Below are 18711 nucleotides of genomic sequence, written 5' to 3'. Positions count from 1 at the left end.
CGCGCATGTTCAGTACTTCGTGCCCCCAGTGCGGCGCGCCGGTCGAGTTTCGCTCGGCGGCGGCGGTGATGGCCGTCTGCGCGTTCTGTCGCAGCACGCTGCTCAAGCGCGGCGCCGACGTCGAGCGCATCGGCGAGCTGGCCACGGTGCTCGACGACGCGTCGCCGATCCAGATCGGCACGGCCGGGCGCTACGGCAAGCGCACGTTCACGGTGCTCGGTCGCATCCAGATGACCTACGACGCCGGCATGTGGAGCGAGTGGTACGTCGTGTTCGACGACGGCGCGTTCGGCTGGCTGTCGGATGCGTCGGGCCAGTATGCGGTCACGGTGCGCGAGCCCGACGATGCGTCGGGCGGCGCGTGGCCCGCGTTCGGCACGCTCGAACCGGGCATGCGGATCGACCACGGCGGCCGCGCGTATCTCGTGTCCGACGTGCGTACCGCGCGCTGCACGGGCGGCGACGGCGAGTTGCCGTTCCGCATCGATGCGGGCTGGGAAGCGCGCGTCGTCGACCTGCGCACCGGCAATGCATTCGCGACTTACGACTATTCCGACGCCGACGCGAACGGCGGGAGCCCGGCCGTCTACAGCGGCGAAGCGATGGAATTCGACGCGCTCGCATTCACGGGGCTGCGCGATACCGACAACGACACGCGGGAGAAACGGGGCGCGCAGATGGTGCCGTTCGCGTGCCCGAGCTGCGGCGCGCCGCTGTCGTATGCACCGAACCTCGCCGACTACGTCGTGTGCGGCAGCTGCCACGCGGGCGTGCAGTGCACGGCCGAGCAGCAGACCGTGTTCGCCGCGCAGCGCAAGCTCGATGCGGTGAAGGGCGCGCTTGAGCTCGGTGCGACCGGCACGTTCGACGGCGTGAAGTACACGGTGATCGGCATGATGCGTTGCCGCGTGCCGGGCGACGACGAGACGTGGGACGAATACCTGCTGCTGAACCCGAAGCGCGGCTTCCTGTGGCTCGTGCAGAGCGAAGGGCGCTGGGAACGCGTGCAGGTGCTCGATCACTGGCCGACGATCGGCGGCGAGTCCGACGTCACCGACGAAGGCAAGACCTATCGACTGCGCGAGACGTACGACTCGGAAGTCGTGTACGTGGTCGGCGCGTTCAACTGGCGCGTGCAGGTCGGCGACCGCACGTCGATCGCCGACTACGGCTGGCAGAAGGACAAGCTCACGCGTGAGCGCAGCGCCGCGGAAATCGTCTGGTCGCGTGCGCGGCCGTTGTCGGCCGGCGCACTGGCCGAACGCTTCGCGACGCCGGCGCTCGCGACGGCAGCGGTTGCGTCCGCAACGGGTTCCGCCGGGACGTCGACGGGCCTGTTCGGCGCGAAGCAGCCGCATAGCTTCGCACCGCTGCCGATCGTGTTCAGCGCGATGCTCGTGATCTTCAACCTGGGGTCGCTGTTCTCGTTCAGCGGCCGCTCCGTCTACGTGCTGATCGGCCTGCTCGTGCTGTGGCTGCCGGAATGGCTGTGGAAGGGCTTCGCGTCCGACGGGGGCAACTCGTAATGCGTTACATCCTCTACGGACTTTACGGGCTGATCGTCGTCACGCTGTTCAGCTGCGCGTCGCTCGGCGGCAGCGGTTCGGGCGGCAGCGGGTGGGGTAGTTCGTCGGCGCGCAGCGGCTATTCGTCGTACGGGTCGCACAAATGACGGCGCGAGACGGTATCGCCGCACCGCGAGCGACGCTCGGCTCGCACGTGCTGGCCGATCTCGCCGGCATCGACGCGGCACTGCTGCGCGACGCCGCGCGGCTCGAGACGATACTCACCGACGCCGCGCAGCAGGCCGGCGCACGCGTGATCGGCGCGCATTTCCATCATTTCGGCGGTGAGCATGGGGTGACGGGTGTCGTGCTGCTCGCGGAGTCGCACATCACGATTCATACGTGGCCGGAGCACGGCTTCGCAGCCGTCGATGCGTTCATGTGCGGCGCCGCGCGCGCCGCCGAGGCGGTCGATGCGATCGCCGCCGCGCTCGGCACGCACGCGCAGGTCCGGCAGCAGGTGGCGCGCGGCGTCACATGAGCGACCGGGGCGACAGCGGTGGTCGCGCATGCGACGACGCGCTGCACCGATTTCGCGAACCGCTTATGATCGTGCGGTACGACGTCCCCACGCAGAGGTCCCCATGCACATCGCCGTCCTGACCTTCGACGGTTTCAACGAACTCGATTCGCTGATCGCGCTCGGGATTCTCAACCGGGTCAGGCAGCCGGGTTGGCGGGTGTCGATCGCGAGCCCGACCGGCCGCGTGCGCTCGATGAACGGCGTGACGATCGACGCGCAAGCGTCGCTGCAGGACGCCCGCGACGCGGACGCCGTGCTGGTGGGCAGCGGCGTGCGGACCCGCGACGTCGTCGCCGATGCCGCGTTGATGGCGCAATTGCAGTTCGACCCCGCGCGGCAGTTGCTCGGCGCGCAGTGCTCGGGCACGCTCGTGCTGGCGAAGCTGGGCTGGCTCGGCGATGTCCCCGCGTGTACCGACCTGACCACGAAGCCGTGGGTGCAGGAAGCCGGCGTGGCCGTGCTCGACCAGCCGTTCGTGGCCAGCGGGAACGTCGCGACCGCCGGCGGGTGCCTGTCGTCGCAGTATCTGGCCGCGTGGTTCATCGCGCGTCTGGCCGGCATCGAGGCCGCGCGCAGTGCGATTCACTATGTCGCGCCGGTGGGCGAGAAGGACGATTACGTCTCGCGCGCGATCGCGAACATTTCGCCGTTCCTCTGATGCGTGCGGCGTCGCGCGTCAGCGCGGCAGCGCTTCGGCTTCGGCCCAACGCTTGAACGAGTCGAGACGCCGGCGCGTGTGCACGAGATAGAACGCGCCGATCAGCGGTTCGAGCAGCCAGCGCAGCCAGGACGGCTGCGCACGGAAGTGATACGTGAACTTCACTTCGGTCGTGCCCGGTGTGTGCTCGGTGAAATTCCAGCTGCCGCTGAAGCGTTCGAGCACCTTCGGCCCGTCGACCATTTCGACGGCCGCGACCTGCGGCGGACGGTACGAGATGTAGCGCGACACCATCGTCGCGCCCGACTGGCTGCGGCAGAACGCATCGACGCCGACGTCGGCCGTCATCCCGTCGGGCAGATACGCGTCGGCAAGGAAGCTGTCCCACACGAGCCGCCGCGCGTAGTCCTGCGACCACGTGAAGAGGCGTCTGCGATCGACGCCGACGATCCGGCTGACTGAGATCCTCATGATGGGTAGCAAGCGCAACGCTGTAATCGGGATGAAATCGAGTGTAACCCGCCAAAGCCGCGCAATTCTTCAGACTTCGTCAAGTCGAGCGCGCGCTCGATTGACCTTCTCCGGGAATTCCCCTACGATCGATTCCATGCCTTCGGGAAAGACCCGAAGCGTTTCAATCTCTTGAGGGAGCCTCATGAGTACGCAACAGAACCGGCGCTTCGACGCGCTCGTTTTCATTGGTCGTTTCCAGCCTCCGCATCGTGGTCACCTGAACGTGCTGAAGTCCGCACTGAGCCGGGCCGAGCGCGTATGCGTGCTGATCGGATCGACCGACAAGCCCCGCACCATCAAGGATCCGTTCTCGTTCGACGAGCGCCGCCAGATGCTGGCTTCGCTGCTCGAGCCGTCCGAGCGCGAGCGCGTGACGGTCGCGCCCGTGCAGGATTCGACGTACAACGACGGCGACTGGGTGCGCTGGGTGCAGGATGCCGTGGCCGCCTCGCTCGGCGACGTCGCGCAGCGCAGGGTCGGGCTGATCGGCCACGAGAAGGACGCCACGTCGTATTACCTGCGGATGTTCCCGCAATGGGAGCTCGTCGACGTCGATGCGACCGAAGACATCTCCGCCACCGAAATCCGCGATCAGTATTTCGCCGAACGCACCAACAGCTTCGTGCAATGGGCGGTGCCGGAACCTGTGTTCGGCTGGCTCGAACGCTTTCGCACGCAGCCGGCATTCGCGCAGCTGAAAGCCGAGGCCGAATTCATCGCCGGCTATCGCAAGGCGTGGTCGGCCGCACCGTATCCGGTCACGTTCGTGACGGTCGACGCGGTGGTCGTGCACTCGGGCCATCTCCTGCTCGTGCGCCGGCGCAGCGAACCGGGCCGCGGCCTGTGGGCGCTGCCGGGCGGGTTCGTGAACCAGGACGAACGGCTCGACGCGGCCTGCATCCGCGAACTGCGCGAGGAGACCGGCCTGAAGCTGCCGGAGCCCGTGCTGCGCGGCTCGATCAAGGATCGCCAGGTATTCGATCATCCGACCCGCTCGCTGCGCGGCCGCACGATCACGCACGCATGCCTGTTCAACTTCCCGACCGGCGAGTTGCCGCGCGTGAAGGGCAGCGACGACGCCGACAAGGCGCGCTGGGTGCCGCTCAACGAATTCGCGCAGATGCGCAACGTGATGTTCGAGGATCACTTCGAGATCGCGTATCACTTCCTGGGGAAGCTGTGACACGCTGATTCCCCGGATTCCGGTCCGCCGCGACAGACGCGGCGGCACTTCAACGGCCTAGAGGAGCTCTAGCCATGCAAAACGATCCCGGCGGCTTTGCCGCGGTTCTCGCCAATCCGATCCTCAACACGGATTCGTACAAGGCTTCCCACTTCCTGCAATATCCGCCCGACGCGCAGGCGATGTTCTCGTACGTCGAGTCGCGCGGCGGCCGCTATGACCGCACGCTGTTCTTCGGCCTGCAGATGCTGCTGAAGGACTATCTGTGCCGGCCGGTCACGCACGCGATGATCGACGACGCGCGCGATTTCTTCGCGGTGCACGGCGAGCCGTTCAACGAGGACGGCTGGCGCCATGTCGTCGAGCACTACGACGGCTACCTGCCCGTGAGGATCCGCGCGGTGCCCGAAGGTTCGATCGTGCCCGTGCACAACGTGCTGATGACCGTCGAATGCGACGACCCGAAGGTGTTCTGGCTCGCGTCGTATCTGGAGACGATGCTGCTGCGCGTGTGGTACCCGGTGACGGTCGCGACGCGCAGCTGGCACCTGCGCCAGACGATCCGCCGCTTTCTCGAGAAGACCGACGACGATCTCGCGCAGCTGCCGTTCAAGCTGCACGACTTCGGCGCGCGCGGCGTATCGAGCGCGGAGTCGGCCGCGATCGGCGGCGCGGCACACCTCGTGAGCTTCATGGGTTCGGACACGGTGCTCGGCGTGCTGGCCGCGAACCGCTTCTATCGCGAGCCGATGGCCGCGTACTCGGTGCCCGCGGCCGAGCACAGCACGATCACGTCGTGGGGGCGTGAGCACGAAGCCGATGCGTACCGGAACATGATCGCTCGCTTCGGTTTGCCCGGCGCGATCGTGTCGGTCGTGTCGGACTCCTATGATCTGTTCGCCGCGCTTGAACTGTGGGGCGGCCCGCTGCGCCAGGCGGTGATCGATTCGGGCGCGACGGTCGTCGTGCGTCCCGATTCGGGCGACCCGGTGAAGATCGTGCTGCAGACCGTGCGCGCGCTCGACGCTTCGTTCGGCTCGTCCGTGAACGGCAAGGGACGGCGCGTGCTGAATCGCGTGCGCGTGATTCAGGGCGACGGTGTCGACGAGTTGTCGATCGACGCGATCCTGTCCGCACTCGACGACGCGGGTTATGCGGCCGGCAACGTCGTGTTCGGGATGGGCGGCGCGCTGCTGCAGCAGGTGAATCGCGACACGCAGCGCTTCGCGATGAAGTGCTCGGCGATCCGGCGCGGCGACGTGTGGCACGGCGTGAGCAAGGATCCGGTTACCGATCCGGGCAAGCGCTCGAAGCAGGGCCGGCTCACGTTGCTGCGCAATCGGCGCACGGGAGAATACCGGACGGTGACGCTGCCGGTCGCATGGGACGATCGCGCGCTGGAAGGCGAGTGGGATGACGCGCTCGAAACGGTGTTCGATACCGGGAAAATGCTGGTCGATACGACGTTCGCCGAGGTGCGGGCGAGGGCGCACGCAGGGGAGGCGTGATCGGGCGACCGGGGCGGCGGCGTGGCAACGTCAGCCGCCACCCCGGTCGCGCTCAGGCGACGCGGGCGACGAGGGCGTGCAGCACGGCGTCCGCGTCGATTTCTCCTCGAACGACATCCGCGCGCGCCGACTCGAAGTCGATCCAGCCCTCGTTGAAGCCGTCGAGCATGCGCATGCGCGGCTCGGGGTGGCACATCCGCTGCGCATCGAACAGCGCCGCCCACGTGCTGCGCGGCACGGCTTCGGCGCGCACCGGGCGCCCGAACACGCGGGTGAACGCGTTCGCGAGGTCGTTCGGGCTGACCCGCCGGGGCCCTTCGAGTTCGACGATGCGTGCGCCGGTCCATTCGTCCTGTAGCAGCGCGGCCGCCGTCCGGCCGACATCTTCGGTTGCGACCATCGGCACCGGCTTGTCGAGCGGCTGGAGAAAGCTGTAGATGACGCCGGCGTCGCGTGCGGTTGCTACGTCCCACGCGGCATTTTCGAGGAACCACGCGGGGCGCAGGAACGTGACGGGTATCGGCAAGTCGTCGAACGCCTGTTCGATCATCGTCAGTTGCGTCAGCAGATTCACCTGCGTCGCCTGCGCGCCGATCGTCGACAGACAGACGACCTTGCGTGGCCGAGCGGTGCGCAATGCCGCACCGACGGCATCGATGACGGCGCGCGTTTCGGGGAATCCCGGCGCCGGATCGAAGCATGGCGGCAGCAGGACGAAGACGCCATCCGTGTTCGAGAAGGCCGTCGTCAGCGCGGCGGTGTCGGTCATCTCGGCAAGTGCAACATCGCAGCCGCGCGCGACCCACGGCGCGGCGCGATCCGCGGTGCGCGCGACGGCGCGCACGGGCCGGCCGGCCGCGAGCAGCGTTCGGGCGAGCGCGCCGCCGACCTGTCCGGTGATACCGGTAATGGCATACATGGTTTGAAATCCTCATCGAGAAGGGAGCGGGCGCGCCGAAAGATGCGGGCGCCGGAACTGCATGCCGCGTTCGGGCTTGCCGTCGCGATGCATCGGGTTGCATGATAGGAGGCGACGATTCCTGATGGAATCGAATCCATGTCATTTGATTGGTGATTGTTTGTCATGAATGAAATCCTGGGGATCGACGGGCGGATTCTGGCGAACGTGGGCGTGCTGGCCGCGATCGTCGAAAGCGGCAGCTTCGCGCGCGCGGCCGACGCACTCGGCTTGTCGCCGTCCGGCGTCAGCCGGGCCGTGGGCCGGCTCGAGGCGCGCGTCGGCGTGCGGCTGCTCGATCGCACGACGCGCTCGGTTACGCTGACGGACGAAGGGCGCCGCCTGTACGAAGAGATCGGTCCGCTGCTCGCCGGCATCGGCGATGCGGTGACGCTGGCCGCCGGCTCGGCCGCCGCCGTGCGCGGCAGATTGCGCGTGAACGTCGACGCGTATTTCTCGCGGCGGGTGTTGGCGCCGCACCTTCCGGCGTTGCTTGCACGCCATCCCGATCTGTCGCTGGAACTGGCCGCGCGCGAGCAGCTCGGCGATCTGGTAGCCGACGGATTCGACGTTGCGGTGCGGTTTGGCGAGCCGCCGTCGTCGTCGCTGGTGGCGCGCAAATTGCTGGAGACGCGCGCGGTGACGGTCGCCGCGCCCGCCTACGTGAAACGGCACGGGCGTCCTGCGGCGCCGGCCGATCTCGCGGGCCATGCGTGCATCCAGATGCGCAACACGCTGACCGGCCAGCCGCTCGAATGGACCTATCAGCTCGGCCGCAAGCGCGTGCCGGTCAGGACGACGGGCAGGCTGCTCGTCAACGACGCCGGCACGATGCTCGGTGCATGTCTGGCCGGTGTGGGCATCGCACGCTTCAAGGCGAGCGGGGTAGCGGGCTTGATCGAGCAGGGGCGGCTCGTCGAGCTGCTCGCGGATTGGCGCGGCGAGGCATTTCCGCTGTTTGCCTACTATCCGTCGCGTCACCTGCCGCCCGCGAAGGTGCGGGCATTCGTCGATTTCGTCGCGGAAATCGTGGCGACCGGCAAATAGCGCGATCGCCCGCCGTCAACGTTCGCCGGCGAGCGCGCGCCCGTTCGTGTCCGGCTGCGCGATCGCGTGCTCCGACATCCGCGCCGCCTCCATCGCCCGCCCGAGCGCATCGAACACCGCCGGCCCCTTGCAGCGCGACACGTTGAAGCGCATGAACGACGTCGCGCCGTGCGACGCACTGAACACGTTGCCCGGCGCGAGCACCACATCGTGGTCGAGCGCATGGCGCGCGACGCGCGCGGCATCGAGCCCGTCGGGCAGCTCGGCCCACACGAACAACCCGCCGCGCGGTTCCGTCCAGATCCCGAGCCCGGCGCGCGCGAGCCGCCGGATCGTTTCGCCCATCGCATCGGCCAACTGCATACGCAGGCCGTCGAGATGGCGCCGGTAGGTGCCGTCGACCAGCAGCCGGTGCACGACGTTCGCGCCGATCTGCGCATTGCCGAACGACGTCGCGAGCTTCAGGTCGACGAGCGCGTCGATCCATTCGGGGCGCGCGGCGATGTAGCCGCAGCGGATCGCGGCCGACAGCGTCTTCGAGAAGCTGCCGATCGACACGACGCGCGAGAGCCCGTCGAATGCCGCGAGGCGCGGCGCGGGCGTGCTTTCGAAATCCGCGAAGATGTCGTCCTCGACGATCAGCAGGCCGTGCTCGGCCGCGAGCGTGAGCAACCGGTGCGCGATCGGCGGCGCGAGCGTCGCGCCGGTCGGGTTGTGCAGCGCCGCGTTCGTGATGTACAGGCGCGGCCGGTGTTCGGCGAGCACCTGCTCGAAGCGCGCGAGATCGGGGCCGTTCGGCGTGTACGGCACGCTGACGATCCGTGCGCGATGCGCGCGCAGCAGCGCCTGGAAGTTGAAGTAGCAAGGATCGTCGAGCACGACGGTGTCGCCCGGCTCCAGCAGCAGCCGGCACACGAGATCGAGCGCGTGCGTGCCGCCGTCGGTCAGCATGATCTGCGCGGGCTCCGCATGAACGCCGTGCTGCGCGAGCCGCCATGCGAGCTGCTGGCGCAACGCGGGCAGCCCGAGCGGTGTCGCGTAGTCGGTCAGTGCGTCGGGTTCGTCGCGCGACACCGCACGCAGCGCACGCCGCAGGCTCTCGTCCGGCAGCCACGACGACGGCAGCCAGCCGCAACCGGGCTTCACCGAGCCGGGCGCCGCCTCGAGCGACTGGCGCGACAGCCACAGCGGATCGAGTTCGCGATCGAGGCGCGGGCCGAGTTCGGCGAGCGCAAGCGGCGGCGCATGGCCCGACACGTAGAAGCCGGAGCCGCGCCGTGCGACGAGCACGCCTTCGCTCGCGAGCCGCTCGTAAGCATCGACGACGGTCGATTTCGACACGTGCAGCGCGTCGGCCATCATCCGGATCGACGGCACGCGCGCGCCGGGCATCAGCGCGCGGCTCGCGATCCGCGCGCGCAGCGTGTCCATCACGGTTTCCACGCGCGTGCGCGACGGCGCGGGCGGAGCAGGGGCTTGCACGGAAAGGCTCATGGCGGGAGGGAACTGTACGGCCGGTTGTCCAGTACAGTTTGTCCGAATTGTATTGGGCTGTAGCTTACGCGCTTTTCGCGGGCGGCGGATCATCGGTCATCCACCTTGTTCCGACCAGGATTTCCCGTGCAAAAGACGACCGACGGATGGCTCAGCGGCCTGCTGGGCGTGATCATCTTCAGTGGCTCGCTGCCCGCGACGCGCATCGCGGTGCAGGGGCTCGACCCGCTGTTCCTCACGTTCGCGCGCGCGACGATCGCCGGCGTGCTCGGCCTGATCCTGCTCGTCGCGCTGAAGCAGAAGCGGCCGACGCGTGTCGAGACCGCGTCGCTCATCGTCGTCGCGCTCGGGGTCGTGGTCGGTTTTCCGCTGCTGACCGCGCTCGCGCTCAAGCACGTGACGTCCGCGCATGCGATCGTGTTCGTCGGGCTGCTGCCGCTCGCGACCGCGCTGTTCGGCGTCTGGCGCGGCGGCGAACGGCCGCGGCTGCCGTTCTGGGTCTTCTCGCTGGTCGGCAGCGGCGCGGTGGCCGCGTTCGCGCTGCGCAACGGCGGTCGTGCGTCGGTGGCGGGCGATGCGTTGATGCTGGCCGCGATCGTCGCGTGCGGGCTCGGCTATGCGGAGGGCGCGCGGCTGTCGCGCCAGCTCGGTGGCTGGCAGGTGATCTCGTGGGCGCTCGTGCTGTCGCTGCCGGTGATGCTGCCGCTCACGTGGTTCACGTGGCCCGCGACGTTCGACGGCGTCGACGCCGCCGCGCTGTGGGGGCTCGCATACGTGTCGCTGTTCAGCATGCTGATCGGCTTCGTGTTCTGGTATCGCGGCCTCGCGCTCGGCGGGATCGCGGGCGTCGGCCAGTTGCAGCTGCTGCAGCCGTTCTTCGGTTTCCTGCTCGCGGCCGGGCTGCTGCACGAGACGGTGCCGCCGTCGATGCTCGTCGTGACGATCGTGGTCGTCGGCTGCGTGGCCGGTGCGAAGTATTTCTCGAAGATGGCGCCGGTGCGGCGCGCGGGCTGATTCACGCAAGGAGCGCTCGCGCGACGGCGTGACGGGGGCCGCCCGTGCGCCGTCGCGCGTGCGCCGTTTACCCCATCACCACGTTCGCGAGCCGGAACTGGTACGCGGTCGCGGTCGTGCCGCCACCGCCGCCCGTCATCACGATGTCGGCGCTCTTGATGCCGAGCAGCGACAGTTCGGTGTTGATGTCGGACAGCACGGCCGAATTCATCACCGCGCCCTGTTCGATCTGCGACGCGGTGCCGATCCACAGCGTCGGCTTGAACTCGAACACGGCCTTCTGGCCCGGCACGATCCCCGTCTTGTGCGCGAGCAACCGGTTGTCCTTGAAGACCGACGCGGTGATCGCTCCCTGGCTCAGGTCGTTGCGCAGCTGGATCTCGCGCGACGTCGGGGCGGGGCCGGCGAGCGCGAGCACGTTGCCCGACGTCGAGCGCGACACGTTGAAGACCTGTCCATTGTCCGCGCGCTTTTGCGGCATGTAGTTGCCGTCGGCATCGCTCGCGGAGACGGTCGTCAACAACGGGAACACGAACGGATGGTTGTCGCCGCGCCCGCAGTTGGTGATGACCTTCCACGCGATCGCGAGCTCGTCGAAGTCCGTCGACACGTTCTTCTGGAAGATCACGATCTGGCTGTTGTTGACGTCGTTCGACAGGTTGACGAAGTTGAGATTGATGTCCATGAGTCACCTTGATTCGATTCGGATAACTGATTGAACGGGCGCCGGCCGTGCATCGCCGGCGCACGGACCGTTACGCCATCACCACGTTTTCCAGCCGGAACGTGAACGGCGTCGAGCGCGGGCCGGGGCCGCCGCCGGTCATCACGATGTCGGCGCTCGCGATGCCGAGCAGCGACAGTTCCGTGTTGATGTCGGAGATCACCGCGGAATTCATCAGCGCGCCCTGTTCGATCTGCGACGCGACACCGATCCAGATCGTCGGCTTGAACTGGAACACCGCCTTCTGGCCCGGCGCGACGGAGGTCTTGCGCGCGAGCGCGTTGCCGTCCTTGTAGATCGTCGCGTTGATCGCACCGGCCGGCAGGTCGTTGCGCACCTGCACCTCGGAGCTCGCGCCCGGGTCGCCGCCGAGCTGCAGCACGTCGCCCGAGCTGGAGCGCACGACCTGGAACACCTGGCCGTTCGCCGCGACCTGCTGCGGCATGTAGTTGCCCCAGCTGTCGCTCGCGCTCACGCTCATCGTCATCGGGAACTTGAACGGATGGTTGTCGCCCTGGCCGCAATTGCGGATCACCTTCCACGCGATCGCGAGTTCGTCGAAGTCGGTCGCCACGTTCTTCTGGAAGATCACGACGCTCGAGTTGTTGGCGTCGTTCGAGCGGTTGATCAGGTTCAGTTGGATATCCACGTCGTTGCTCCTTGAGTTTGAAAAAACGGCAGTCGGTCTGCCGCACACCTTTCCCGCCGGCCCGGCCGCGAAGCCGTGCCGTCAAGCCGGTTCAAGCCGTGTCGGGCGGCACTACGCGCGCACGATGTGTTCGAGCGCGAACGCGAACGGCTGCGCGTCGGTGCCGGTGCCGCCGCCCGTCATCACGATGTCGGCCGCGGCTACGCCCGCCAGCGGCAGCATCGTGTTCGCGCTCGACATCACCGCCGCGTGCAGTGCGCGGCTTTCCTGTATCTGCGACGCCACGCCGATCCACAGCGTCGGCGTGAAGCGGAACACCGCCTTCTGCCCGGGCGCGACCGCTTCCTTCACCGCGATCAGCCGGCCCGCGCTGAACGCGTTGACGTTCACGGCGCCGCGCCGCAGCCGATTGACGACTTCGATGTCGCCGCCCGGCGCGTCGGCCGGGTCGGGCACGAGCCGGCCGCGTCCGGTCGGCTGCGCGTCGATCACGAAGCGCACGCCGGCGGGCGCCGTGACGCGCGGCGAGAAGTTGCCGTGCTCGTCGCCGAGCGCGACGTCGATGTCGGTCGAGTAGTCGAACGGATGGAAGCAGTCGTGTCCGCAATAACGGATCACCTTCCACGCGATCGCGAACGTATCCAGATCGGGGATCACGTCGCGCTGGAACAGCACGACCTCGCTGTTGCCGCAGTCGTTCGAGCGGTTCACGAAGCGGAGCTTGATGTTCATGATGCTTGCTCCTCATCCGGCGTGCCGCGTTCGTCGCGCAGCGTGCGGTCGGCCCACTGCGCGAGCGCGGGCGCGACGCCGTTCGCGAGCGACGCGACGTGCAGCGCATGCGCACGCGCCTGCGCCTGCAGGTCGCCGGCGAAGCGCCCGAGCGCCATCGCGGCATCGGCCGGGCCGCGCGTGCGGCCGAGATCGTCGAGGTATTGCGCGGCCGCGTCGGCCATCGCGCCCGCGTGCTGGAGGTGGCTCTGCGTGAAGCGCGTCGCGAGATCCGCGTTCAGGGCCGCCAGCTCCTTGACCGCGGCGGCCGAACTGCCGAGCCCGAACCGTTCGAGCTGGCCGCGCCACAATGCGTCGGTCGCGGCCTGGCATGCATCCGTGTAGCGATGGCCGGCGAGCAGCGCGGTGTGCGCGAACGCGCGCCACGCGGGGCTGGCGGACGTGCCGCCGGTGCCGGTCGTCTGCGCGGCGAGCTTGCCGAACAGCTGGAGCGCGTCGGCGTGCGCGCGTTCCCATTGGGCGATGAACGTGGAGAACATGGCGATTCCTCGTGAAGAAGGAGCGATGACGGCGCGACGGCAGCCGCTACGCGGATTACCGACGCGCGGCGCCGAGGCGCTGCACCATTTGCATCACGGCGGCCATCTGCGGCGCGTCGCGGCGGTAGAAGCCGGGTTGGAGCGGATCGGTGCTCGTATAGCCCCAGAAATCCCAGCAGCCGAGCGGATTGACGGCCGATTTCTCGACCTGCGGATACAGCACGATCAGCCGGTTCGTGTCGGCGATCTCGTTGTAGCCGACGCCGCGAATCATCCGCTCGCCGACGGTCGCGACGTTCTGCACGCAGCCGTGGAACACCACGTGCACCGCGCAGGTCGCGCGTTCGCAATCGGCCGGCACGTACGCGTAGCCCGTATCGCCGAGCGACGCGCGGCGCTGCGGATCGAACGCGCGCTGGTCGAACGCCAGCAGCTTGCCGCCAGCCTGCGCGGCGGGCGCGTTGAGCGGCTTGTCGGGCGTGCCGTAGATCCAGCGCACGATGTCGTGCGCCTGTTGAAAGCCGCAGTTGTCGATATACGGGCTCGCGTTCGCACTGCACGCGTTGTCCTCGGGGCGGTTCGTGATGAACGCATGCCCGGCGTCCGGCGATTGGCGATACTGAAGGTTCGCGGCCGGAACCTGCGCGAGCGTGTAGAAGCGCGCGGTCTGGTCGACGACGCGCGTGAACACCACCGTATCCTTCGCCCCGCTGAACACGTAGATGCGTTGGCCGCGCAGGTTGGCCGGATCGTCGATCTCGTCGCGCTGCGCGAACGTGCGCGCGGCGCGCCATGCGTCGGCCGCGGAGGGCGCGGGGCCGATCGGCTGCATGCACAGCGTGGTCGCGGCCACCGCCGGCGGGATCAGCGCGTTCGCGCCCGCGCAATAGAACGGCCCGCCCGCGACGATGCCCGCGCCGATCAGCCGGCTCGAGAACGCGACGTCGAACTGCGCGGCCATGAAGCCGCCGGACGACAGCCCCGACACCGACGTGCGCTGCAGGTCGGCGCCGTATGCGGGCAACGGATCGGCGGGGGCGGCGAGCGCGGCGTGCGGCGCGAGCGCAGCCAGGGCGACGACGGCAACGGTAACGGTGGCGGTGACGGCGGCGCAAGCGGCGCGCAGCGCGCGGCGCACTACGTGCGAGCGGGTGGTGCGGGGCAGCGTCGTGCGGCCGGGCGAGCGGGTGACGTTCATGCGGGGCTCCTGTCGTGACGAGTGGTGAATGACAAGGGTTGTAACGGTACGGATGCAGCAAGACTTCAGCGACGGTTTCAGCTTACGGGCAGCCGACGCGCTGCGAAATGGCGCGAACGACACGCACGACGACCCGTGACGTTCGGCCGGTGCGGCGTCACGGCGCTCACGACAGAAACAGCGCGCGCTCGGCCCGGCGGCGCTTCGTGAGGCCAGCGAGCGGCTTGCCACCGGCCTTGTTCCAGACGAGGAACTGGTCGGCCGCCCGCGCGCTCGCGCCGGCGTTCAGGTAGCGCAGCAAGGTCGACGAGCGCAGCCGTCCGGCGCCGAGGTTGAAGACGAACGACATCAGCGCATCGAACTGCTGCTGCGTGACCGGCACGCGCAACAGCTTGCGCAGGTTCAGCTCGGCGCCGCGCAGGTCATGCCGCAGCAGCGCCTCCGCTTCGGCCGGCGTCAGCGGGCGCGTGAAGCGCTCGTTCGGCAGGATCAGGTGCCCGTAGCCGATCGTCGGCTTGCCGACCGCGTCGAGATAGCGCGCGAGCCGCAGCCCCTCGAACTGCTTGATCAGCGCGATGCCTTGCTCGCCGGTGCGTTCAGGCTGGTTCGCCATCGTCGTTCTCCTTGCTGCCCGGCCGTGCGCGCGGCACCAGGCGATGCGTGTATTCGTCGATCACGCGCATGATCGCTTCGGGCGGCGGCAGCGCCGCGAACTGCATTTCGATGTCGATGTGCTCGGTGTCGCGCTGCCGCGCACTGCCCGGCGCGGCGTCCTTCTTCTCCGAGCGCGGCGCGAACGTCACGTAGAAGCGGCCGCGCTGGTCGTCGTTGCCCGAGATGCCGCCGGCCGGCAGCGCCTCGGTGAAGTCGCCGCGCACGGTCAGGTGCACGACCATCCGGTCGAGCGCGAGCCCGCGCGGCGTGGCGAGCGCGACGAGCGGCACCGGCATCGTGTGCTCCGCGTCGAGTGCGACCGTGACCTCGCGCGGCGCGAGCAGGCCGTCGTCGCGCAGATCGAAGAACTGGTCGAGCACGGCGGTGTACTGGTGCGCGAGCAACTGGTTCGCGGCGGCGGCCGCGTGCTGCATCCCGCGTGCGATCTCGTCGAGCGCGATGCCGCGCGGCGGCGGGCGTTCGTCGTCGGGCGGGGCGCCGGGCGGCGGCGTGGGCGGCGCGGGTGGCGTAGGCGGCGTCGGCGTAGCGGGTGGTGTCGGCGGAGCGGGCGAGACAGGCGCAGCGGGCGGCAAGCCGCCGGTCGATGCGCCGGCCGCGGCGGCCGGGGCGTCATTTACGCCCGACGCGGCGCCGGCTGGCCAGCCGGCGGCATCGGGCGTCGCGTGGCGCGCCGGATCGACACCTGCCGCCGCCGGCGCTGCGTCGCCCGTGCCGGCGACCGCGTCCGGGCCCGCGCCGGCGACCGCGCCGCTACGGCCTGCCACCGCCCCGGCCGCCGGCGGGACCGGCCCGTCCGGTTCCTGCCGGGCGGTGCCGCCACCCGGACGCGCATCCGCGTCGTCGTGCCCGCCGCCGCCCGCGCGGCGCGACCGTCTGAAGAGCCTGAACATGGCCGGTCCGCGCGCTTACGCGTGCGCCGGCTGCTGGGCGCCCGCATCGGCTCCGGCCGGCGCGGCCGCCTTGCCGCCGGCACCCGACGCATCCCCGACCAGCTTGCCGTCGGTCGGCGTCGCCGGCAGCGGCTTCACGTCCTTCGCGTTGCCTTCGGTGACGACCGGCTTGGTCGCGGCCTCGGTCAGGAAGTCGATCACGCGCATCAGCGCTTCGGGCGGCGACTGGCGCTTCACCTGTGTATGGATCGAGTATTTCGCGCGCGTGTCGGTGCTGCGCGTCTGCTCCGCCTTGTGCGACACGCGCCCGGACACGCTGACGCTGATCGGCCCCCAGCCGAACTTCGCCTGGAATTCGCCGCCGGCTTCGGTCGACGACGACGACTTCTCCGACTGCGTGATCTCCATCTCGAAGTCGATCGTGCCTTCCTCGATCGCGATGATCGGATGGACGATCGCCGCGAGCAGCGGGATGCGCATCGTCTTCTGCACGACGCCTTTCGACACGCCGCTTTCGTCCACCAGCGTCTCGTCGTAGTCGAACTGGACGGCCACGGCCTTGCCTCCCTGGATGCAGACCTGCATCAGGAAATCCGCGTAGCTCTTTGCGGCCTGCGTCTGCGCGCTGATCATCGCCTTTAACGGGCCGGCGATCATTTGGTCCATGGGTAAAGCGTTAATCACCGAGCCAATGAAATTCGCGTCCATGAATAAACTCCTCTTCGTGTTGAAGACAACGGAAATTCGCTGTCGTTATTCACATTAGGAAATTGAAGACGTTTACCAAATATGACGTCCGTCACGTCCGGCGGCCCGGGCCGGCCCGCGGCGGGCATCGATACGCGCGGCGGGGCGCGGCGTGGACGAATTAGGCCATTCGTCACGGAGCGACGGGCCTAGTGCGCGGTGCGTAAAACAGCGGTAAAAAAAACGCCGGGTAGGGAAGCAAAAAATCCTAAACCGAGCATCCCGATTTCGAGGAAACCGCGCAATGAACGTTCTGATGATCGATAGCCCGCCGTTATTCGTCGCGGGCGTGGCGGACGTACTGTGTAAACGCGATGTCGACTGGCATGTGTGGTCGGCCCGCCGTCCCGAGGACGTCTTGCGCTTGCGCGACGCGTTGCTGCCCGGGACGGTCGAGGCGATCACGATCGAATGCGGCGAGCACGCCGCGCGGCCGAGCTGGCCGAGCGTACTGAACGAGACGTTCGCCGGCGCGCCGTGGCTGTGTGTGGTGGCCGCCGTGTGCCGCCGCACGATTGCCGATGCGCTGCTGGCGGGGGCGGCCGGCATCATCGACCGGCACGCGAGCGCGGACGAATTCGCGGATGCGCTCGGCCGCGTCGCGGCCGGCGCGATCTACGTGCCGCCGAACGACGGCGGCGCGACGCAGGCGCCCCCGGGCGGCGTGCCGGCCGGCGACGATCGCGCATTCGAGCGCCTCACGCCGCGCCAGCGCGAGGTGCTGCGGCTGCTGGCCGAAGGCAAGTCGAACAAGCAGATCTGCCGTGTACTGAATGTCGCGGAGGGCACGATCAAGAACCATCTGTACGCGTTGTTCCGCCAGATCGGCGTGAGCAACCGGACGGAGGCGGCGTTGTGGCTCGCGCGCCACGTGCCGTCCGAGCCGGCCGGTTTCACGTTCGCGCCGGCGTGCCATTCGCCCGGTTGATGCGTGAGACGGGCGCACCGATCGGGCCGGCACGCGAGCGTGCCGCGGGCGAAGGCGGGTTTCGCGCTGCGGCGGCAACGGTGCGCCCGCGCCGCGTCGCGCTACTGCCGGGGCGCGTCGGGCGGAAGCGGATCGTCCGCGGCCGACGGCGCGGGGTGGGCCGCGAGCATCGCGCGCGTGAATTCGGCGAGGCGCGCGCGGACGGCCTCGGCGGATGCCGCGCCGTCGAGCGACTGCTGCAGATCGAGCAGGTTGGCCGCCAGTTCGCCCTGCCACTGCGCGCGTTCGCTGGCGGCGCGCGCGCGATTCGCGGCGAGCGCCGCGCCGACGTCGGTCGAGCGGTCGCCCTGCACCAGCGTCTCGAGCGTCTCGACGAGCCTTTGCAGCACGCGATGCACGGCCGTCGCCGAGAAGCCGCCGAGCATCGCGAGCGCCGGCCGCCCGAAGTTGTGCATGCTGCCCTGCGCGAACAGCTGGGCCGGCAGCATCTGGACGATGATCAGGCCGGCGATCACGCCGAGAATCAGCCGCGCGCCATACGATGCGTCGTATTTCGGATCGTAGGTCGAGGCGGCGACGTAGTGGTGCGCCTGGAACAGCGTCGCGAACGACGCGCCGAGCCCCGCGCAGCACAGCAGGAAGGTGGTGTTCCACAGCAGCTGCACGCCGTTGGATTGCAGGAAGCCGCGCTCGATGTTCTCGCCCGACACATGCGGCGACAGGCTCGTCAGCACGACCGCGAGCAGGAAACCGAGCGCCGACCCGGTCAGCAGCCGGATCAGCGGCACCGGGCCGAGCCACGCGAACGGGTGCGCCTGGCGCCGGTGCATGTCGAGCAGCGTGACGGCCTGTGGCGTCGCGGGCGCGACGAGCGTCGCGAGCTTGCGGTGGATCGCCGCGAGCGCGTGCTGCTGCGCGGGCGCCAGCGGCGTGGTGGTCGACGCGCCCGGCGCCGGGTTGGCCGCCGGGTTGGACGAAGCGGCGGCCGCGATCAGCGCCGCGAGCCGCGCGACGAGTTCGGGCTCGATCGGCAGCCCGTGATGGAGCGCATAACGCGCCATCGCCTCGCATTCGTCGCACAGCTGCGCGGCGAGATCGTCCGGCGCGCGTGGCGGCTCCGGCAGCGCCGGCCGCGCGCGCCAGCGCCCGAAGCGGGGGGCGCCCAT

Annotated in this window: 21 protein-coding genes; 9 read left to right on the top strand and 12 right to left on the bottom strand. The window is 69.1% G+C overall.

Translation table 11 applies throughout. The features are described from left to right. The first annotated feature begins 5 nt into the window (after positions 1–5). The 4 genes from DIE17_RS12070 (at position 6) to DIE17_RS12060 (ending at position 2746) form a co-directional block, all read left to right on the top strand. Positions 6–1526, top strand: a complete 1521-nt coding sequence (locus tag DIE17_RS12070; protein WP_124522409.1) for a DUF4178 domain-containing protein — start codon at positions 6–8, stop codon at positions 1524–1526. Then, positions 1526–1672: a hypothetical protein gene (locus DIE17_RS37385; RefSeq protein WP_170296473.1), complete on the top strand. Its 147-nt coding sequence runs from the start codon at positions 1526–1528 to the stop codon at positions 1670–1672. The genes DIE17_RS12070 and DIE17_RS37385 overlap by 1 nt, the downstream gene beginning before the upstream one ends. Continuing rightward, positions 1669–2046, top strand: coding sequence for an adenosylmethionine decarboxylase (gene speD / locus DIE17_RS12065; RefSeq protein ID WP_124920871.1), 378 nt, complete (start codon positions 1669–1671; stop codon positions 2044–2046). Before DIE17_RS37385 ends, speD begins: the two co-directional genes overlap by 4 nt. A gap of 103 nt (positions 2047–2149) precedes the next feature. After that, positions 2150–2746 carry a DJ-1/PfpI family protein gene (locus DIE17_RS12060; protein WP_124920870.1) on the top strand — a complete coding sequence of 199 codons (597 nt, stop codon included), beginning with the start codon at positions 2150–2152 and terminating at the stop codon, positions 2744–2746. A gap of 18 nt (positions 2747–2764) precedes the next feature. Here the strand turns inward: DIE17_RS12060 and DIE17_RS12055 are convergent, their stop codons facing one another. Then, complete coding sequence (locus tag DIE17_RS12055; RefSeq protein WP_124485333.1) at positions 2765–3217, bottom strand: type II toxin-antitoxin system RatA family toxin; 453 nt, start codon at positions 3215–3217, stop codon at positions 2765–2767. Between the two features lie 184 nt (positions 3218–3401). Between DIE17_RS12055 and DIE17_RS12050 the strand changes: the two genes are divergently transcribed. Both DIE17_RS12050 and DIE17_RS12045 read left to right on the top strand, forming a co-directional pair. After that, positions 3402–4442: a bifunctional nicotinamide-nucleotide adenylyltransferase/Nudix hydroxylase gene (locus tag DIE17_RS12050; RefSeq protein ID WP_124522403.1), complete on the top strand. Its 1041-nt coding sequence runs from the start codon at positions 3402–3404 to the stop codon at positions 4440–4442. Positions 4443–4516: 74 nt separating this feature from the next. Continuing rightward, on the top strand, positions 4517–5950 hold the full coding sequence (locus DIE17_RS12045) for a nicotinate phosphoribosyltransferase (protein WP_124920869.1): 1434 nt from the start codon (positions 4517–4519) through the stop codon (positions 5948–5950). Between the two features lie 52 nt (positions 5951–6002). Here the strand turns inward: DIE17_RS12045 and DIE17_RS12040 are convergent, their stop codons facing one another. Further along, entirely contained in the window at positions 6003–6869 is an 867-nt protein-coding gene (locus DIE17_RS12040) for an NmrA family NAD(P)-binding protein (RefSeq protein WP_124522399.1), read from the bottom strand. Between the two features lie 177 nt (positions 6870–7046). Between DIE17_RS12040 and DIE17_RS12035 the strand changes: the two genes are divergently transcribed. Beyond that, positions 7047–7955 (top strand): LysR family transcriptional regulator, encoded by a 909-nt coding sequence (locus DIE17_RS12035; protein WP_124920944.1) that lies wholly within the window; start codon positions 7047–7049, stop codon positions 7953–7955. Between the two features lie 15 nt (positions 7956–7970). Here the strand turns inward: DIE17_RS12035 and DIE17_RS12030 are convergent, their stop codons facing one another. Continuing rightward, on the bottom strand, positions 7971–9449 hold the full coding sequence (locus DIE17_RS12030) for a PLP-dependent aminotransferase family protein (RefSeq protein WP_124920868.1): 1479 nt from the start codon (positions 9447–9449) through the stop codon (positions 7971–7973). Positions 9450–9575: 126 nt separating this feature from the next. Here DIE17_RS12030 and DIE17_RS12025 point away from each other — a divergent pair, with 126 nt between their 5' ends. Further along, positions 9576–10463, top strand: coding sequence for a DMT family transporter (locus DIE17_RS12025; protein WP_124920867.1), 888 nt, complete (start codon positions 9576–9578; stop codon positions 10461–10463). A 67-nt stretch (positions 10464–10530) separates the two neighbouring features. Here the strand turns inward: DIE17_RS12025 and DIE17_RS12020 are convergent, their stop codons facing one another. The 8 genes from DIE17_RS12020 to DIE17_RS11985 all read right to left on the bottom strand — a co-directional run bounded on the left by DIE17_RS12020 (position 10531) and on the right by DIE17_RS11985 (position 16578). Continuing rightward, complete coding sequence (locus DIE17_RS12020; RefSeq protein ID WP_044848965.1) at positions 10531–11148, bottom strand: hypothetical protein; 618 nt, start codon at positions 11146–11148, stop codon at positions 10531–10533. Between the two features lie 70 nt (positions 11149–11218). Further along, positions 11219–11836: a hypothetical protein gene (locus DIE17_RS12015; protein ID WP_044848966.1), complete on the bottom strand. Its 618-nt coding sequence runs from the start codon at positions 11834–11836 to the stop codon at positions 11219–11221. Between the two features lie 111 nt (positions 11837–11947). Continuing rightward, the gene (locus DIE17_RS12010) at positions 11948–12568 is read right to left on the bottom strand and encodes a hypothetical protein (protein ID WP_124522395.1); all 621 of its coding nucleotides are present in this window, start codon (positions 12566–12568) and stop codon (positions 11948–11950) included. After that, positions 12565–13107: a hypothetical protein gene (locus DIE17_RS12005; RefSeq protein ID WP_044848968.1), complete on the bottom strand. Its 543-nt coding sequence runs from the start codon at positions 13105–13107 to the stop codon at positions 12565–12567. Before DIE17_RS12005 ends, DIE17_RS12010 begins: the two co-directional genes overlap by 4 nt. Before the next feature lie 55 nt (positions 13108–13162). Continuing rightward, positions 13163–14305 (bottom strand): poly(3-hydroxybutyrate) depolymerase, encoded by a 1143-nt coding sequence (locus tag DIE17_RS12000; protein ID WP_124920866.1) that lies wholly within the window; start codon positions 14303–14305, stop codon positions 13163–13165. A gap of 166 nt (positions 14306–14471) precedes the next feature. Continuing rightward, positions 14472–14918: a lysozyme gene (locus tag DIE17_RS11995; protein WP_044848970.1), complete on the bottom strand. Its 447-nt coding sequence runs from the start codon at positions 14916–14918 to the stop codon at positions 14472–14474. Beyond that, on the bottom strand, positions 14902–15870 hold the full coding sequence (locus tag DIE17_RS37915) for a DUF2589 domain-containing protein (protein WP_260439221.1): 969 nt from the start codon (positions 15868–15870) through the stop codon (positions 14902–14904). The genes DIE17_RS11995 and DIE17_RS37915 overlap by 17 nt, the downstream gene beginning before the upstream one ends. A 15-nt stretch (positions 15871–15885) precedes the next feature. Further along, complete coding sequence (locus tag DIE17_RS11985; protein WP_124485342.1) at positions 15886–16578, bottom strand: DUF2589 domain-containing protein; 693 nt, start codon at positions 16576–16578, stop codon at positions 15886–15888. 283 nt (positions 16579–16861) lie between these two features. Between DIE17_RS11985 and DIE17_RS11980 the strand changes: the two genes are divergently transcribed. Continuing rightward, on the top strand, positions 16862–17545 hold the full coding sequence (locus DIE17_RS11980) for a response regulator transcription factor (protein ID WP_124522389.1): 684 nt from the start codon (positions 16862–16864) through the stop codon (positions 17543–17545). Positions 17546–17646: 101 nt separating this feature from the next. On the opposite strand, the gene DIE17_RS11975 is transcribed toward DIE17_RS11980, so the two are convergent. After that, the gene (locus tag DIE17_RS11975; RefSeq protein WP_124522387.1) at positions 17647–18711 is read right to left on the bottom strand and encodes a hypothetical protein; all 1065 of its coding nucleotides are present in this window, start codon (positions 18709–18711) and stop codon (positions 17647–17649) included.

This window comes from Burkholderia sp. Bp9099 (assembly GCF_003857805.1).
Taxonomy (GTDB): Bacteria; Pseudomonadota; Gammaproteobacteria; order Burkholderiales; family Burkholderiaceae; genus Burkholderia.
Note: the sequence above shows the minus strand (reverse complement) of the source record. Positions and strands in the feature narration are given on the sequence as shown.

Bases quoted from the DNA above. Each gene is read 5' to 3' on its own strand.
- speD (WP_124920871.1), top strand. From the start codon at position 1,669: ATGACGGCGCGAGACGGTATCGCCGCACCGCGAGCGACGCTCGGCTCG.
- DIE17_RS12020 (WP_044848965.1), bottom strand. From the start codon at position 11,148: ATGGACATCAATCTCAACTTCGTCAACCTGTCGAACGACGTCAACAAC.
- DIE17_RS12055 (WP_124485333.1), bottom strand. From the start codon at position 3,217: ATGAGGATCTCAGTCAGCCGGATCGTCGGCGTCGATCGCAGACGCCTC.
- DIE17_RS12040 (WP_124522399.1), bottom strand. From the start codon at position 6,869: ATGTATGCCATTACCGGTATCACCGGACAGGTCGGCGGCGCGCTCGCC.
- DIE17_RS11995 (WP_044848970.1), bottom strand. From the start codon at position 14,918: ATGGCGAACCAGCCTGAACGCACCGGCGAGCAAGGCATCGCGCTGATC.
- DIE17_RS11980 (WP_124522389.1), top strand. From the start codon at position 16,862: ATGAACGTTCTGATGATCGATAGCCCGCCGTTATTCGTCGCGGGCGTG.
- DIE17_RS12050 (WP_124522403.1), top strand. From the start codon at position 3,402: ATGAGTACGCAACAGAACCGGCGCTTCGACGCGCTCGTTTTCATTGGT.
- DIE17_RS12045 (WP_124920869.1), top strand. From the start codon at position 4,517: ATGCAAAACGATCCCGGCGGCTTTGCCGCGGTTCTCGCCAATCCGATC.
- DIE17_RS11975 (WP_124522387.1), bottom strand. From the start codon at position 18,711: ATGGGCGCCCCCCGCTTCGGGCGCTGGCGCGCGCGGCCGGCGCTGCCG.
- DIE17_RS12005 (WP_044848968.1), bottom strand. From the start codon at position 13,107: ATGTTCTCCACGTTCATCGCCCAATGGGAACGCGCGCACGCCGACGCG.
- DIE17_RS37385 (WP_170296473.1), top strand. From the start codon at position 1,526: ATGCGTTACATCCTCTACGGACTTTACGGGCTGATCGTCGTCACGCTG.
- DIE17_RS12000 (WP_124920866.1), bottom strand. From the start codon at position 14,305: ATGAACGTCACCCGCTCGCCCGGCCGCACGACGCTGCCCCGCACCACC.
- DIE17_RS12060 (WP_124920870.1), top strand. From the start codon at position 2,150: ATGCACATCGCCGTCCTGACCTTCGACGGTTTCAACGAACTCGATTCG.
- DIE17_RS12030 (WP_124920868.1), bottom strand. From the start codon at position 9,449: ATGAGCCTTTCCGTGCAAGCCCCTGCTCCGCCCGCGCCGTCGCGCACG.
- DIE17_RS12070 (WP_124522409.1), top strand. From the start codon at position 6: ATGTTCAGTACTTCGTGCCCCCAGTGCGGCGCGCCGGTCGAGTTTCGC.
- DIE17_RS11985 (WP_124485342.1), bottom strand. From the start codon at position 16,578: ATGGACGCGAATTTCATTGGCTCGGTGATTAACGCTTTACCCATGGAC.
- DIE17_RS37915 (WP_260439221.1), bottom strand. From the start codon at position 15,870: ATGTTCAGGCTCTTCAGACGGTCGCGCCGCGCGGGCGGCGGCGGGCAC.
- DIE17_RS12010 (WP_124522395.1), bottom strand. From the start codon at position 12,568: ATGAACATCAAGCTCCGCTTCGTGAACCGCTCGAACGACTGCGGCAAC.